The sequence below is a fragment of the Methylobacterium aquaticum genome, assembly GCF_016804325.1.
Lineage (GTDB): Bacteria > Pseudomonadota > Alphaproteobacteria > Rhizobiales > Beijerinckiaceae > Methylobacterium > Methylobacterium aquaticum_C.
The window spans coordinates 230001-245180 of record NZ_CP043627.1 but is presented as its reverse complement, the minus strand read 5'-3'; the positions used below and the strand labels follow the sequence as shown (position 1 = coordinate 245180).

General features: G+C 71.5%; 9 protein-coding genes and 3 pseudogenes (1 of these 12 cut by a window edge). 4 read left to right on the top strand and 8 right to left on the bottom strand.

Annotation, left to right across the window (positions count from 1 at the left end):
- The first annotated feature begins 30 nt into the window (after positions 1–30).
- The 4 genes and pseudogenes from F1D61_RS01065 to F1D61_RS01050 all read left to right on the top strand — a co-directional run bounded on the left by F1D61_RS01065 (position 31) and on the right by F1D61_RS01050 (position 5263).
- Entirely contained in the window at positions 31–354 is a 324-nt protein-coding gene (locus F1D61_RS01065; RefSeq protein WP_203156139.1) for a sarcosine oxidase subunit delta, read from the top strand.
- Positions 354–3337, top strand: a pseudogene (locus F1D61_RS01060) (sarcosine oxidase subunit alpha family protein). The gene F1D61_RS01065 and the pseudogene F1D61_RS01060 overlap by 1 nt, the downstream one beginning before the upstream one ends.
- Entirely contained in the window at positions 3330–3914 is a 585-nt protein-coding gene (locus F1D61_RS01055) for a sarcosine oxidase subunit gamma (protein ID WP_203156138.1), read from the top strand. Before F1D61_RS01060 ends, F1D61_RS01055 begins: the two are co-directional and overlap by 8 nt.
- Positions 3911–5263 (top strand): L-serine ammonia-lyase, encoded by a 1353-nt coding sequence (locus tag F1D61_RS01050; RefSeq protein ID WP_203156137.1) that lies wholly within the window; start codon positions 3911–3913, stop codon positions 5261–5263. Before F1D61_RS01055 ends, F1D61_RS01050 begins: the two co-directional genes overlap by 4 nt.
- 366 nt (positions 5264–5629) lie before the next feature.
- Here F1D61_RS01050 and F1D61_RS01045 read toward each other — a convergent pair whose 3' ends face one another.
- From F1D61_RS01045 to F1D61_RS01010, 8 genes and pseudogenes are all read right to left on the bottom strand, one after another.
- Positions 5630–6145 carry a prolyl-tRNA synthetase associated domain-containing protein gene (locus tag F1D61_RS01045; protein WP_203156136.1) on the bottom strand — a complete coding sequence of 172 codons (516 nt, stop codon included), beginning with the start codon at positions 6143–6145 and terminating at the stop codon, positions 5630–5632.
- Positions 6146–6172: 27 nt separating this feature from the next.
- Positions 6173–6957, bottom strand: a pseudogene (locus F1D61_RS01040) (electron transfer flavoprotein subunit beta).
- Positions 6954–8182, bottom strand: a pseudogene (locus F1D61_RS01035) (electron transfer flavoprotein subunit alpha/FixB family protein). The pseudogenes F1D61_RS01040 and F1D61_RS01035 overlap by 4 nt, the downstream one beginning before the upstream one ends.
- The gene (locus F1D61_RS01030; RefSeq protein WP_203156135.1) at positions 8179–10077 is read right to left on the bottom strand and encodes a DUF3483 domain-containing protein; all 1899 of its coding nucleotides are present in this window, start codon (positions 10075–10077) and stop codon (positions 8179–8181) included. Before F1D61_RS01030 ends, F1D61_RS01035 begins: the two are co-directional and overlap by 4 nt.
- Before the next feature lie 274 nt (positions 10078–10351).
- Positions 10352–12394, bottom strand: a complete 2043-nt coding sequence (locus tag F1D61_RS01025) for an NADH:flavin oxidoreductase (protein ID WP_203156134.1) — start codon at positions 12392–12394, stop codon at positions 10352–10354.
- Positions 12395–12460: 66 nt separating this feature from the next.
- Positions 12461–13606 carry a hybrid-cluster NAD(P)-dependent oxidoreductase gene (locus F1D61_RS01020; RefSeq protein ID WP_203156133.1) on the bottom strand — a complete coding sequence of 382 codons (1146 nt, stop codon included), beginning with the start codon at positions 13604–13606 and terminating at the stop codon, positions 12461–12463.
- A 4-nt stretch (positions 13607–13610) separates the two neighbouring features.
- Positions 13611–14870, bottom strand: coding sequence for an aromatic ring-hydroxylating oxygenase subunit alpha (locus tag F1D61_RS01015; RefSeq protein WP_203156132.1), 1260 nt, complete (start codon positions 14868–14870; stop codon positions 13611–13613).
- Positions 14871–15028: 158 nt separating this feature from the next.
- Positions 15029–15180, bottom strand: the 3' end of a protein-coding gene (locus F1D61_RS01010) for a DUF2252 family protein (RefSeq protein ID WP_203156131.1). It continues 1069 nt past the right edge of the window; only the last 152 of its 1221 coding nucleotides appear in the window; its start codon lies off the right edge, out of view; it ends in the stop codon at positions 15029–15031.

Genomic DNA, 15180 nt, shown 5'->3' with positions numbered 1-15180 from the left:
TTCGATCACACCGACGCGACGAGGCTCCCGATGCTGCTGATCGCCTGCCCTTATTGCGGCAACCGCCCGGAGACCGAGTTCCGCTGCGGCGGACAGGCCCATATCGCCCGGCCCATCGAGCCGGCGGCGCTCTCCGACGCGCAATGGGCCGAGTTCCTGTTCGTGCGGGACAATCCGCGCGGGGTGCATGCCGAGCGCTGGAACCACGTCCATGGCTGCGGCCGCTGGTTCAACGCGCGGCGCGACACCGTGAGCGACCGCTTCATCGAGACCTACAAGATGGGCGAGACGCCCAAATCGCAAGAATCCACCTCCACACAGTCGACCCCCACTCAGGCAGACGCGAGGGCGTGATGGCACAGCCGTTCAGATTGTCCCGCGGCGGTCGCATCGACCGCACGCGCCCGGTCCGCTTCACCTTCAACGGCCGCACCGTCGAGGGCTTCCACGGCGACAGCGTCGCCTCGGCGCTGCTCGCCAACGGCATCCACCTCGTCGGGCGCTCGTTCAAGTATCACCGCCCGCGCGGCATCCTGAGCCACGGCCCCGACGAGCCGAGCGCGCTGCTCTCGGTCGATCGCGGCCCCGGCCGGATCGACCCGAACAACCGCGCCTCGGTGGTCGAGGCGAGAGACGGGCTCAAGACCCTGTCGCAGAACCACTGGCCGTCGCTGGAGCACGATATCGGGGCGGTCAACGACCTGCTCTCGCCGGTCTTCGTCGCCGGCTTCTACTACAAGACCTTCATGTGGCCCCGGAAGTTCTGGGACAAGGTCTACGAGCCGTTCATCCGTGCCGCCGCGGGCCTCGGCAAGGCCCCGGCCGTGCCCGATCCCGACCGCTACGCCAACCGCCATGCCCATTGCGACGTGCTGGTGGTCGGCGCCGGTCCCGCGGGCCTCGCCGCGGCGCTCGCCGCCGCCCGCACCGGCAAGCGGGTGATCCTCGCCGACGAGGGCCCGGAGCCCGGCGGCACGCTGCTGCACGACGTGAATGCCGAGATCGACGGCCGCCCCGCCGCCGAGTGGCTGAGCGCGACGCTCTCCGAACTCGATTCCCGCGAGAACGTCATCCTGCTGCCGCGGACCACGGCGTTCGGCTACTACAACCACAACCACGTCGCGCTCGCCGAGCGGATCACCGACCATCTGCCCAATCCCGGCACGGCGCCGCGCGAGCGGCTGTGGCAGGTCCGGGCCGGCGAGGTGGTGCTGGCCGGCGGCTCGCACGAGCGTCCGCTGGTCTTTGCCGACAACGACCGCCCCGGCATCCTGCTCGCCGAGAGCGCGCGGGTGTTCATCAACCGCTACGGCGTCGCGCCGGGCCGGCGGATCGTGTTCGCGACGAGCGGCGCCTCGGCCTATGCGGCGGCCCTCGACGCCAAGGCGGCGGGCCTCGCCGTGACGCTCGTCGACCTGCGCAGCGAGTCCGAGTGCGGGCCCGAGCTGGCACGCCTCAAGGCCGCCGGTGTCGAGGTCCTGACCGGCCACACCGTGATCGCCGCGAAGGGGACCAAGCGGGTCACCGGCCTGGTCGTGGCCCCGGTCGACCGGGCCGGGCGCTGCGGCGCCCACCGTGTCCTCGAGTGCGACTGCGTCGGCATGTCCGGCGGCTGGACACCGGCCGTCCACCTGTTCTCGCAATCCCGCGGCAAGCTCGCCTATGACGAGCGCCTCGACGCCTTCCTGCCCGGCACCTCGGCGCAAGCCGAGCGCTCGGCGGGCGCGTCGAAGGGCACCTACGACCTCGCGGCTGTGCTCACCGAAGGCTTCGCCGCCGGTGCGGCGGCGGCCGGTTCGGACGAGCGCAAGAGCTTCACCGCGAGCCCGACGCTCACCGGCTTCAAGCCGGTGCGCGCCATGCCGACCGATGCCGACCCGACCAAGGTTCGGGCCTTCGTCGACTTCCAGAACGACGTCACCGCCAAGGACATCAAGCTCGCGGTGCGCGAGGGCTTCCACTCGATCGAGCACGTCAAGCGGTACACCACGACCGGCATGGCGACCGACCAGGGCAAGACCTCGAACATGAACGCGCTCGGCATCGTCGCCGGGCAGCTCGACAAGACGCTGCCGGGCGTCGGCACCACGACCTTCCGGCCGCCCTACACCCCGGTGACCTTCGGCACCCTGGTCGGCCCGGCCCGCCACGCCCTGTTCGATCCGATCCGCACCACGCCGATCCACGACTGGGCCGAGGAGCACGGCGCAAAGTTCGAGAACGTCGCCCTGTGGCGCCGCGCCTGGTATTTCCCCAAGGCCGGCGAGGGCATCCACGCGGCGGTCGCCCGCGAATGCGAGGCGGTGCGCAAGGGGGTCGGCATCTTCGACGCCTCGACGCTGGGCAAGATCGAGGTGGTCGGCCCCGACGCGGCCGAGTTCATGAACCGCATCTACATCAACCCCTGGCTGAAGCTCGAAGTCGGGCGCTGCCGCTACGGGCTGATGCTGAAGGAGGACGGCTACATCCTCGACGACGGCGTCGTCGCCCGGATCGCGCCGGATTGCTTCCACGTCACCACCACGACCGGCGGCGCGCCGCGGGTGCTGGCTCACATGGAGGATTACCTCCAGACCGAGTGGCCGGACCTGAAGGTCTTCCTGACCTCGACCACCGAGCAATGGGCGGTGATCGCCCTCCAGGGGCCGAAGGCCCGCGAGGTCATCGCCCCCCTCGTCGACGGGATCGACCTGTCGCCGGAGGCCTTCCCCCACATGGCGATGCGCTCGGGCACGATCTGCGGCGTGCCGACCCGGCTATTCCGGGTCTCATTCACCGGTGAACTGGGCTTCGAGATCAACGTGCCGTCCGACCATGCGCGTGCGGTGTGGGAGGCGATCTGGGAGGCCGGGCAGCCCCACGGCATCACCCCTACGGCACCGAGACGATGCACGTCCTGCGGGCCGAGAAGGGCTACATCATCATCGGCCAGGAGACCGACGGCACGGTCACCCCGGACGATGTCGGCTTGGCCGGCATGATCGCCAAGGCCAAGAAGGACTTCGTCGGCAAGCGCTCGCTCGCCCGGCCCGACGTGGTGGCGAGCGGCCGCAAGCAGCTCGTCGGCCTCGTCACCGACGATCCCAAGCTCGTCCTCGACGAGGGCGCGCAGATCGTCGACGATCCGGGCCAGCCGATCCCGATGCGGATGCTCGGCCACGTCACGTCGAGCTACTGGAGCCCGAATTGCGGCCGCTCCATCGCCATGGCCCTGGTGGCCGACGGGCGCGCGCTCCAGGGCCGCCCCCTCCACGTCACCACGCCCGAGGGTTTTGCCCAAGTCACCGTCGTCGATCCGGTCTTCTTCGATCCCAAAGGCGAGCGCATCAATGCTTGAGGCTCTGTACCGCACCGCCCGCGCGCTGCCCCTCGGCCGCAGCAAAGCCGCCGACCCGGCCCACTCCGGCGTCCAGATCCAGCCCGCCGGCGCCGAGGCGCGCTTCGCGCTCCGGGTCCGCGATGCCGGCGCCTCGGCCGCCGGTCTTTCGCTCGACGGGCCGATCAACTCGCTGCGGGGCAATGACCGGCGCTGGATCGCCCGTCTCGGGCCCGACGAGTGGCTGGTCGGCTGCGACGAGTCGGAGGCCGACCACCTGCCTGCCGCCATCGCGGCGGATCTCGGCGAGAGGGCGCACGCGATCGTCGACGTCTCGCACCGCAACGTCGGCATCGACGTGAGCGGCCCGCTCGCCGCGGCCGTCCTCAATGCCGGCTGCCCGCTCGATCTCGGCGACGCGGCCTTCCCGCCGGGCTCTGCGACCCGCACCCTGTTCGGCAAGGCGGAGATCGTGCTGATCCGTCATGACGGCGCGACGCCGCGCTACCGGGTCGAGTGCTGGCGCTCGTTCGCCGTTTACGTCCACGGCCTCCTCGCCGAGGCCTCCCTCGGGGTCGGCGAAACGGCCCGGCGATGATCAGCGCCTTCGATCTGTTCAAGATCGGCATCGGCCCGTCGAGTTCGCACACGATCGGGCCGATGGTGGCGGCGCGCCGCTTCCGCGACCGCATCGCCCCGCGCACCGACGTGGCGCGGGTGACGGCCGAGATCTTCGGCTCGCTCGCCTGGACCGGGCGGGGCCACGGCACCGATGGGGCGATCGCGCTCGGTCTCCTCGGGCACGACCCGGCGACCATCGACCCCGACCGGGTCGCCGGCTACACGCAAGCGCTGGCCGAGACCGGCGAGACCGGCCTTCCGGGCGTCGCCTTCGCGCCGGATACGGATCTGATCTTCAACTTCAAGGACCTGCTGCCGCGCCATACCAACGGCATGCGGTTCCGCGCCCACGCTGCCGACGGCGCGATCCTCGACGAGGTGGTGTGCTACTCGGTCGGTGGCGGCTTCGTCGAGAGCGAGGGCGAGGCGGTCGATGCCGGCATTGAAGCGGTGGCGGTGCCGCACCCGTTCGACAGCGGCGCCGACCTCCTGGCGATCTGCGCGGCGACCGGCCTCACCATCCCGCAGGTGCAGCGCGAGAACGAGCGCGCGCTCCGCTCCGACGCGGCGATCGATGCCGGGCTCGACGCCATCCGCGACGCGATGCTCGCCTGCATCGCCCGCGGCCTGTGGATGGACGGGGTTCTGCCCGGCGGCCTCAAGGTCCGCCGCCGTGCCCGGCGCCTGCATGCGACGCTCGACGCGAACCGGCTCTCCAACAGCCGGCCGGCCCACGAGGTGATGGACTGGATCAGCCTGTTCGCCCTGGCGGTCAACGAGGAGAACGCATCGGGCGGCCGGGTCGTGACGGCGCCGACCAACGGGGCGGCGGGCATCGTGCCGGCGGTCCTGCGCTACATCGTCGATTTCTGTCCCGGCTGGACCGAGGAGCGCGGCCGGGACTATCTCCTGGCGGCAGCGGCGATCGGCGGCCTGATCAAGCGCCGCGCCTCGATCTCCGGCGCCGAGGTCGGGTGCCAGGGCGAGGTCGGCTCGGCGGCGGCGATGGCGGCGGCGGGGCTCGCGACGGTGCTCGGCGGCTGCCCGCGCCAGGTCGCCAACGCCGCCGAGATCGCGATGGAGCACCATCTCGGCATGACCTGCGATCCGGTCGGCGGGCTGGTCCAGGTGCCCTGCATCGAGCGCAACGCCTTCGGGGCCAACAAGGCGGTCGCGGCGGCGTCCCTCGCGCTCCACGGCGACGGCGTGCATTTCGTCAGCCTGGACCAGGTCATCGAGACGATGCGCCAGACCGGGCACGACATGCAGGACAAGTACAAGGAGACCTCGCTCGGAGGGCTCGCAGTGAACGTGGCGGCGTGCTGACGGGTATTCTGTGAAGTTATAGTATTTCCTCGGCGCAATCGTGCAGAGAACCGGAACGGTCACCGCGCCTGAACCCTCCACCTCCGCGCAGGGCTATTCGGGAAAGGTGTAGCGCGCCTCCCCTCTCCCGTGTGGGAGAGGGGTCGGGGGTGAGGGTGGCTCGACTTCCGTGTAAAGCGGAGAGCGTCGAGCTGCGCAGCTCAATGGTTCAGGGTCACTGCGGAAACCGAGCCACCCTCACCCCCGGCCCCTCTCCCACTCGGGAGAGGGGAGACGCGCCACAATTTTCCCCGGACAGACCTGCACAGAGGGGGACGGTTGCAGCGCGGCGACCGTGGTCTTTCAAAGACCACCCGAAACAAGCACTCACGCGCCGTCGGCGCGCACCTCCGGCAGGGCGAACGGCGTCACCTCGTGCCCCTCGTCCCGCAGGGCCGCGACGAGGTCGCCCGGGACCAGGTTGAGGGTCCGGGTGCTCACCAGCGGGTGGACGTTGATCCGCGCCTCGTCGAGCAGGCTGTCCTGGAGTAAGACCTTGACGCTGCCCGGCGCGGCGTTGAGGGCGGCGAGCGGCGAGACGGCGCCACTCTCGACGCCGAGCTGCTCGCGCAGCGCGTCGGCGCTGGCGAAGGACAGCCCGCCCTTCGCGCCGAGCACCGATCGGAACGCCTTGAGGTCGACGGCCGCGTCGTGGTGGAGCGTCACCAGGAAGTAGGTCTTCTTGTTGTCGCGCAGGAAGAGGTTCTTGGTGTGGGCGCCGGCGATGTCGCCGCAGACCGCCATCATCGCCTCGACCGTCAGGACCGGCGGGTGTTCGAACAGCTTGTAGGCGATGCCGCGCTCGCGCAGCCGGGCCAGGAGGTCGTCGGGAGTCAGGGGCATGGTTTCCTCGGGATGACGGGATGAAGCTCAGCGGCGGGCGGGCGCCACGACGCCGATCCCGCGCAGATAGGCCAGAATCTCCCGCGCCGCCTCGTCCGGATCGGGGTCGACGAGGAGGCGGCCGCTCGCGGCCGCGCCGGACTCCCCCGTCGCCGCCTTCAGGCGCTTGGCGGCCGAACCTCCCGTCGGGGCGCCCTTCACGAGCTTCGGACGACGCCGGTAGGGCCGTTCCTCGACGGGGATGGCCGGAGCGGGATCGGTGGCGGCCGGGTCGATCGGGCCGAGCGACTCGATGGATCCGCGCCGCGCCAGGCCGAAGGCATAGGCGAGGGGGCCGGAGCGTCGGGATGCACGGTCGCCACGACGGGCCCGCGCACCACGACGCGTCGCAGGGCGCCGCGGCCGAGGCTCTGGTCGAGGCACAGGGTGCCGGCCTCCGCGCCGGGCGCGACCGAGACCACGTCGGGGATCAGCGGCCGGCCGAGCGCCGCGGCCAGCGCATAGGGAACGATCCCGCTCTCGTCGCCGCCCTGGCTGCGCCGGCCGGCCACGACGAGGTCGGGTGCCGTCGCGGCGAGCCGTGCGGCGAGAGCCGGCACCGGATCGGCGCCCTCGCTGAGCGCCACGTGCTCGATGCACCCGAGGCCCTGCCCGAGGGCGTCGGCCACCGCCGCAACGTCCGGTCCGGCATGGAGGCCGTAGGCCCGCCCGAGTCCGGCGGCGATCCGGATCGCCTGCGCCTCGAGCCGGGGCAGCACGGCCGCGCCGGAGACCGGATGGCGGCCGGCGGAGAGAAGCACGGCGATCTTCACGAGCGGTCCCCCGCCTCCTGCGCTTGCGATTCCTGCGCTTCCCGGGCCAGCAGCCGCAGCAAAGCCGGCATGACCTCCTGCGCGTCCTTCACGACCGCGAGCCCGGCCCGCTCGATCATCGCCGCGTGCAGGTCGGTGTTGACCGCGACCACGTGCTCGCAGCCGGCGACGCCCTGGAGGTGCTGCGGCGCGCCGGAGATGCCGAGGGCGAAATAGCAGGTCGCGGCGAGCACCGTGCCCGAGGCGCCGACCTGGGACTGGCGCGGCATCAGCCCGGCATCGCACAGGACGCGGCTGGCGCCCGGGGTGGCGTGGAGCGCCGCGACGAGCTGCCGGAACGCGTCGAGGTCGTGGATGCCGTTGCCGGCCGAGGTCACGAACTCGGCGAGGCCGAGCGGTACCGTCGCCGGATCGGCCGGGATGCGCTCGGCGGACAGGATCGCCGAGGGCGGTGCGGAGGCCGGGGCGAGCTCGACCGGGAGCGGCCGTGCCTCCCTGGGTGCGCCGGCATAATCGGCGACCGCGTCCGGCGCCACGCTGGCGAGGAGGCCGGGCGCGGCCCGCTGCTCGACCCGGCGCCCGCGGGCCGGGCGCACCAGGCCATTGGCGGCGACGACCTCGGCATTGTCGAAGAGCGACGCTCCCATCCGCACCGCGACCCGGCGGGCGAGATCGCCGCCGTCGAGGGATTCGGGGAACAGGACGTGACGCGGGGAGACGATCGAGAGCGCCGCCGCGACCCAGGCGGCGCGCTGGTCGGGATCGGCCCCGGCTTCCTCCAGGGCGAGATAGCGGTCGGCACCGGCCGGCCCGCAGGCCTCGCAGGGCCCGAGCGAGACGACGACCACACCGCCCTCGCGCCCGGCCAGGGCCCGGGCGGCACCGAGAACCTGGCGGTCATGGGCCGAGAGGCGGCCCCCGGCGGCGTCGGGCACCACCGCCACCAGGAAGGCGGGATCCTCGATCACCAGGATCTTCGGCCCGCCTCCGGGAGCGGACGCGGCCGGGCCTCGGCGACGACCGGCATCGCGCTGCCGACGATCTGGCTCAGATCGTAGCGTGGGCGATTCGCCCCGGGGATCTGCTGGCCGGCGCGCTCCGTGCGGGGATCGCGGCGAGGGCGACCGCCCGCGGCTTTCGCGGTCCGGTCGTAGCGCGGACGGTTGCCGCCGGCGATCTGGATCGCCGCCCGCTCGGCGCGGGGATCGCGACGGGGCCGGGTCATCGTTCCGCCTCCACGGCCTGGAGCAGCAATTCGGCGATGTCGCGAATCTCGGCCTCGCGGTCGGTCACGCCCTCCAGCATCGCGGTGCAGGACGGGCAGGCCACCGCCACGATGCCCGCCCCCGTCTCCGCGGCCTGGGCCATGCGCAGGTCGGGGATGCGCCGCTCGCCCGGGATGTCGCTCACCGGCGCGCCGCCGCCGCCGCCGCAGCACATCGCCCGCTTGCCCGAGCGGGCCATCTCGACCCGCGACAGGCCGATCGCGTCGAGGATTGCGCGGGGCGCCTCGGTCTCGCCGTTGTAGCGCGCGAGGTAGCAGGGGTCGTGGTAGGTCACCGAGAGGTCGGGCAGCCTCCGGGGTGCGAGCGTGCCGGCCCGGATCAGCTCCAGCAGCAGGGCGGTGTGGTGCATCACCGTGTAGTGCCCGCCGAAGGCCGGGTACTCGTTGCGGAGCGCGTGCAGCGCATGCGGGTCGGCGGTGACGATGCGGGTGAACCGGTACTTCGCGAGCATCGCGATGTTCTCCCGCGCGAGCCCCTGGAAGGTCGCCTCGTCGCCGAGCCGGCGGGCGAGGTCGCCGGTATCGCGCTCTTCCGCCCCCAGCACCGCGAAATCGACGTTCGCGCGGCGCAGGAGCCGCACCAGCGCCCGGAGCGTCCGGCCGTAGCGCAGGTCGTAGGCGCCCTCGCCGAGCCAGAGCAGCACGTCGGCCTCATGGCGGTCGGCCATCAGCGGCAGGTCGAGGCCTGCGGCGAAGTCGGTGCGGGCGGCGAGCGGGCGGCCGCCGGGGTCGCCGGCCTGGCGCAGCTCGGTCACCGGGCCGATCGCCTTCTCGGGTAGAGCCGCACGCTCAAGCGTCTGGTAGCGGCGCAAGGAGACCACCGCGTCGACATGCTCGATCATCATCGGGCATTCCTCGACGCAGGCCCGGCAGGTGGTGCAGGACCACAAAGTGTCGGGATGGATGCGGGCCTCGGGCCCGATCAGCCCGGCGAGGGGGCCGCGCTCGCCTTGCCCCTCGCGGCCGCCCGGATAGGGATTGCCGGCATAAGGCGGCTCAGCCGGATTGAGGCCGGCGACGAGGTCCTGGATCAGGCGCTTGGGGTTGAGCGGCTGGCCGGCGGCGAAGGCCGGGCAGGCGGTCTCGCAGCGGCCGCAGGACACGCAGGCATCGTAGGAGAGCAGCCGGTTCCAGGTGAAGTCCGCCGGCATCTCGGCGCCGAGCCGCGGGGCCTCGAGGTCGAGGGGCTGGAGCGCGGTGTCGGGCCGGCCCTCGAACCGGCCGGGCCGGGGATGGGCGGCGAGATGCAGCGCCCCGGCGACCGCGTGGCGCATCGGACCCTGGCGCACCTCGAAGGCGAGGCCCAAGCCGCCTGCCGCCGCGAGCGCGAGGGTGAAGGGCAGGGCGATCCCGCCGGCACCGAGCGCCAGCAGCAGGGCGGTGAGCGTGCCGCCGACCGCGTAGGCGAGGAGCAGGAGGGGCAGGATCTGGAAGCGCCCGGCCGAGAGGCGCTTCTGCTTTGCAGGATAGCGGCGGGCGCCGACGAGGATCGAGCCGGCGGCGGTGACCGCGAAGGCGAGCGCCACGAGAAGCCAGTAGGCCCGGGAGCCGGCGAGCGGCGGCAGGATCGCCAGCGCCGTCAGGAGCGAGGCGGCGAGCAGCCCGCCCGCCACGACGGCATGCATCCGCGAGGCATACGAATCCCGCGCCACGACGTGGTGGACATCGACGAGGTAGCGGCGCGGCACTTGCGCGAGGCCGTGGAGCCAGGCCACCGGCGCGGCCGACCCGACCCGCCAGAGCGCCGCGCGCCGGGCGGTCTGGACGAGGGCCAGGGCCGCCATGGCCCAGACGAGGCCAGGAAACACCGTGGTCAGGGGCATGAGGCTGTGCATGACGGCGGGCCTAGGGGCTTGGCGGTACGATGGAATTCATGCCTGCGGGCGGCACCGCCGCCTGACCCTCCCCCCTCTGCGGGGGAGGGTGGTCCCTGCGTCAGCAGGGGCCGGGAGAGGGGACGCCGCTTCCAGAGAGGTCGCGCGCTGCATGAAGAGCGCCACACCCGGCGCCGTCGCGCTGCCTCTCTCCCGGCCCCCTTCGGGGGCGACCCTCCCCCGCAGAGGGGGAGGGTTGGCGTCGCGCTGCCCGCGTTCTATCGGTCCACAGGACTCAGATGTCCTTGCACAACCGCAGCGCATCGTAGATCGCCGCATGGATGTTGCGGCCGGCCACCGCATCACCGATGCGATACAGCGCGTAGCCCTTGGACAGGTCGAAGGGCTGCGGCTCGCCGCGCAGCATCGCCTCCTGGTCGGTCTGGCCGCGATTGACCGACGCGCCTTTGAGCCCGTGATAGAGCGCGTCGACCGGCAGGGTGCCGTGATCGACCACGATGCGGTCGACGACCCGCTCCTCCTCGGCATCGGTCATGGTGTTGCGGAGCGCCGCCACGAACCGGTTGCCCTCCGGATAGATCTCGATCAGCTCCATGTTCGGCGTCATCACGACGCCGAGCTTGTAAAGCTCGCGCAGGTGGATCGGCTGGTTGGTGGTGCCGACCTCCTCCGCCACCATGCGGTCGTGAGTGGCGACCTCGACGAGGCAGCCGCGCTTGGCGAGCAACTCGGCGACGGACGAGGCGTTGTGCTGGCCCATCTCGTCGTAGAGCAGGACCGAGCCGGTCGGCTCGACCGCCCCCGACAGCACCTCGGCCGTCGTCACCGCGTGCTGCGCCGCGCCCTTGGCATGGCCGCGGGACGGCGTGCCGCCGGTCGCCACGATGACGACGTCCGGCGTCTCGGCTAGAACCGCGGCTTGCGTCGCCTCGGTGTTGAGCCGCAGGTCCACCCCGAGCTTCGTCACCTGCGCCACGAGCCAGCGCGGGATGCCCGACATCGCCTCGCGCCAGCCGGCCTTGGCCGCGAGCCCGATCTGGCCGCCGGCCTGCCCGCTCTTCTCGAACACGACGACCGCGTGACCACGCTCGGCGCAGACCCGGGCCGCCTCGAGCCCGCCGGGCCCGGCGCCGATCACCACGACGCGCCGGCGGACATCCGCCTTGCGGATCTCGTGCGGCATCGTCGCCTCGCGGCCGGTGGCGGCGTTCTGGATGCAGAGCGCGTCGCCGCCGACATAGATCCGGTCGATGCAGTAGCCGGCCCCGACGCATTGGCGGATGTCGTCGGCCCGTCCCTCGGAGAGCTTTTTCACCAGATGCGGGTCGGCGATGTGGGCGCGGGTCATCGCCACCATGTCGACATGGCCTTCAGCGACGGCGCGCGCCGCCGTCGCCAGGTCGGTGACGCGCTGGGCGTGGAAGACCGGAACGTCCACCTCGCGCTTGATCGCGCTCGGCAGGAACAGGAACGGGGCCACCGGGAACGACATGTTCGGCAGCGAGATCGCGTGGGCGATGTGGTCGCGCGCCTGCCCGCCGAGCACGTTGAGGAAGTCGACGAGGCCGCGCTTGGCGTATTCGGTCGCGATCGTCAGGCATTCCTCGTGGGAGAGTCCGTCGGCGATCATCTCGTCGCCGGACATGCGGATGCCGATGACGTAGTCGTCGCCGGCCGCCGCCCGCATCGCCTCCAGCACCTCGATGCCGAAGCGCATCCGGTTCTCCAGGCTGCCGCCATACTTGTCGGTGCGCTGGTTGACCGACGGCGACCAGAACTGGTCGATCAGGTGGCCGTGGGCGGCCGAGACCTCGCAGCCGTCGAGCCCACCCTCGCGGCAGCGGCGCGCGGCCTCGGCGAAGCTCTTCACCACCCGGGCGATGTCCTCTTCCTCCATCTCCTTCGGGATGGTGCGTGAGGCGGGCTCACGCCGGGGCGAGGGCGAGAGGGTGGGAAGCCAATGCTCGGTGTCCCACTTGGTGCGCCGGCCCATATGGGTGAGCTGGATCATCAGCTTCCCGCCATGGGCGTGGACCCGGTCCGAGAACTCCCGGAAATACGGGATCACCGAATCGTCGGCGACCGAGATCTGGTTCCAGGGCGCGGCCGGGCTGTCGGGGGCGACCGAGGAGGAGCCGCCGAACATGGTGAGCCCGATGCCGCCCTTCGCCTTTTCGGCGTGGTAGAGCTGGTAGCGCTCCTGGGGCTTGCCGTCGCGGCCGTAGCCCGGCGCGTGGCTCGTCGACATCACCCGGTTGCGGATGGTCAGGCCCTTGATGGTCAGCGGCTTCAGCAGCGCGTCGGCATTGGCGATCACGGGACGACTCCCGAAGGCAAGGGACCGGGGGAATTGGGCCAAGATTTTCGAAGGTTGGACGAGCCGTCAGCGCTCCACGACGAGGTCGCTCGTCGGCTTGGAGCAGCACAGCAGGGCCATGCCGGCATCGATCTCGCGCTGGCGGATGCCGCCGGCATGGGTCATCGCGACGGTGCCCTTGGCGACCTTCGACTTGCAGGTGCCGCACAGGCCCTTGGCGCAGGAGGAGGGCAGGCGGATGCCGGCCTTGCGGGCGGCGTCGAGGATCGTCGAATCCTCCGGGCAGTCGAGCACCCGGCGGGTCTTGGCGAACTCGACCCGGAAGGTCCTGACCGCCGGAGCGGTCTCGGCTTCGGCCAAAGATTCAGCATCGAGCGTCCGGGCGGCATCCGCCGCCGCCTGCTGCTCGGCCTCGGGCAGGGCGCCGAAGTCGAAGCTCTCCTCGTGGTGCCGGGCCATGTCGAAGCCCGCGTCGCGCAGCATCGCGCGCACGGCATCCATGTAGGGCTTCGGCCCGCAGACGAAGACCTCGCGCTCGCGGAAATCCGGCACCGCTTCGCTGAGGATGCCGAGGGAGAGGCGGCCCTTCGGCCCCGCCCACGCCTCGTCCGGCGCATCCGCCTCGCAGATCGCATGGAAGCGGAACCCCGGATCGAGCCGGGCCATCGTCTCGAGCTCGCCCCGGAACACGATGTCGGCCGGGCTGCGGGCGGAATGGACGAAGGCGACGTCGCGGGGCTCGCCGAGATCGTGGAAGGTGCGCGCCATCGCCATCATCGGCGTGACGCCGCTGCCGCCGGACAGAAGCAGGTATTTTTGCGCCGGATGGGTGAAGCAGGAGAAATCGCCCATCGGGCCCAGCGCCCGAACGGTATCGCCGGCCTTCAAGGTGTCGTGGAGCCAGTTCGAGACCGGGCCGCCGGGCACCCGCTTGACGGTGATCGACAGGGCGTGCGGCCGCGTCGGCGCCGAGGAGATCGTGTAGCAGCGGTTGATCGTCTCGCCCCCGATCTCGAAGGCGAAGGTCAGGAACTGGCCCGGCGCGTAGGCGAAGCGCCGGGGCTCGGCCGGGGCCAGGACGAAGGTCTTCACGTCGTGCGTCTCCTGGCGCACGGCGAGGCAGACCAGGGCGTCGTCGGCCTCCGCATCCCAGGAGGCTGAGGCCGCGAGACGCGCGGCGGCCGGTTCGGTGGAGGCGGGGGCCGAAATCATGGTGCTAGCGCCCCAGATGCGCGGCCATGCGGCCGACATACCAGTTGCAGAACTTCTCCACGAGCATTTCGGTGTTCGGCGAGTAGGGGCCGGGCTCGTAGGCCGGGCTCGCGACGCCCTGCTGGCAGATGCCGACGAGCTCGCTGTCCTGGTCGTTGGTGGCTTCCCAGACGCCGATCAGGTTGGCGAGGTCGTAATCGACGCCCTCGACCGCGTCCTTGTGGACGAGCCACTTGGTGCGCAGCAGCGAGCGCTCGGCATCGAGCGGCAGCACCGAGAAGGTGACGATGTGGTCGCCGAGGAAGTGGTGCCAGGAATTCGGCTGCGTCCAGACCGAGAGACCGCCGAGCTTGGCGTTGGTGAAGTCGCCGAGCAGCTTCCTGCAGGCGGCCTTGGTGTCGAGGGTGTGGGATTCGCCCTCGCCGTCGAGGGGCAGGCGCTCGGTGCGGAACGCCGTCACCATCGTGTCGAGCTCGTCGATCTCCCGCGACGGCAGGCCGTCCGCCTCCCACTCGCCGTGGCGGGTCTTGAGCAGGCAGCCGTAGCGCTCGGCTTGAGCGCGGTCGTGCTCGTCCATCTCCTCCGGCGCGAAGCCGAAGCCGTAGGCGAAGAGCGGCACGGTCAGCTCGGGATGGTTGGCCCCGCAGTGATAGCACTCGCGGTTGTTCTCCATCGTGAGCTTCCAGTTGCCCGGCTCGATGATGTCCTTCTGGAACGCCACCTTCGTGTCGCGCACGTTGTGCGGCGCGATGTAGGGGCCGAGACGCGCCGCCATCTCGTCGAAATCGGACGGGGCTTCCTGGGACAGGCAGATGAAGAGCAGGCCTTCGAGCGAGCGGAGATGCACGGGCTTGAGGCCGTGGCAGCCCTTCTTAAAATCCGGACCCATGTGCTCGGCATGGATCAGGTTGCCGGTGAGGTCGTAGGTCCAGGAATGGTAGCGGCAGACCAGGTTGCCGACCGTCGACTTCTCGTCGTGGACCAGGCGCGCGCCGCGGTGGCGGCAGACGTTGTGGAAGGCGCGGATCTCGTTGTCGTCGTCGCGCACGATCGCGACGGAGGTCTTGCCGATGTCGACGACCATCACGTCGCCGGCCTCCGGCACGTCGGGCTCCACGCCGACATAGATCCAGTGGCGCCCGAAGATGACCTCCATGTCGGCCTCGAAGATCTCGGGGCTGAGATAGAACGGGGCCGGCAGGGTGTAGCCAGGGCGGCGCTCACGCAGGAGGCGCTGCAGCGGGGTCGGCGTCACGTCGAGCATGGGGCCTCGCAAGGCATATCGAGCGAGGACGACTATCCCCGCCGGACCGGCTCTCCGCTGCCGTGCCAGCGACATTCCGTTGGCTCGCTGCGACGCCCGCGGATCCTCCCCTCGACGCCCGGACTTCCGGCTTCAGGACAGCCCTCGCGTCCGGAGCCTCACGCCACCAGGCGGATGGCGGGTGCCGGCGCATCGCAGGCGTAACGGCGGCAATGCTGGAGGTACCCCACCTCGTGCCGACCAGCGAGTTCGACCACGCTCGACCACAGCCAGGATGGTGCCTCCCCGTCGCAGCCCCTCGTGACCTCCG

Bases quoted from the DNA above. Each gene is read 5' to 3' on its own strand.
- F1D61_RS01055 (WP_203156138.1), top strand. From the start codon at position 3,330: ATGCTTGAGGCTCTGTACCGCACCGCCCGCGCGCTGCCCCTCGGCCGC.
- F1D61_RS01050 (WP_203156137.1), top strand. From the start codon at position 3,911: ATGATCAGCGCCTTCGATCTGTTCAAGATCGGCATCGGCCCGTCGAGT.
- F1D61_RS01030 (WP_203156135.1), bottom strand. From the start codon at position 10,077: ATGCACAGCCTCATGCCCCTGACCACGGTGTTTCCTGGCCTCGTCTGG.
- F1D61_RS01045 (WP_203156136.1), bottom strand. From the start codon at position 6,145: ATGCCCCTGACTCCCGACGACCTCCTGGCCCGGCTGCGCGAGCGCGGC.
- F1D61_RS01065 (WP_203156139.1), top strand. From the start codon at position 31: ATGCTGCTGATCGCCTGCCCTTATTGCGGCAACCGCCCGGAGACCGAG.
- F1D61_RS01020 (WP_203156133.1), bottom strand. From the start codon at position 13,606: ATGATTTCGGCCCCCGCCTCCACCGAACCGGCCGCCGCGCGTCTCGCG.
- F1D61_RS01015 (WP_203156132.1), bottom strand. From the start codon at position 14,870: ATGCTCGACGTGACGCCGACCCCGCTGCAGCGCCTCCTGCGTGAGCGC.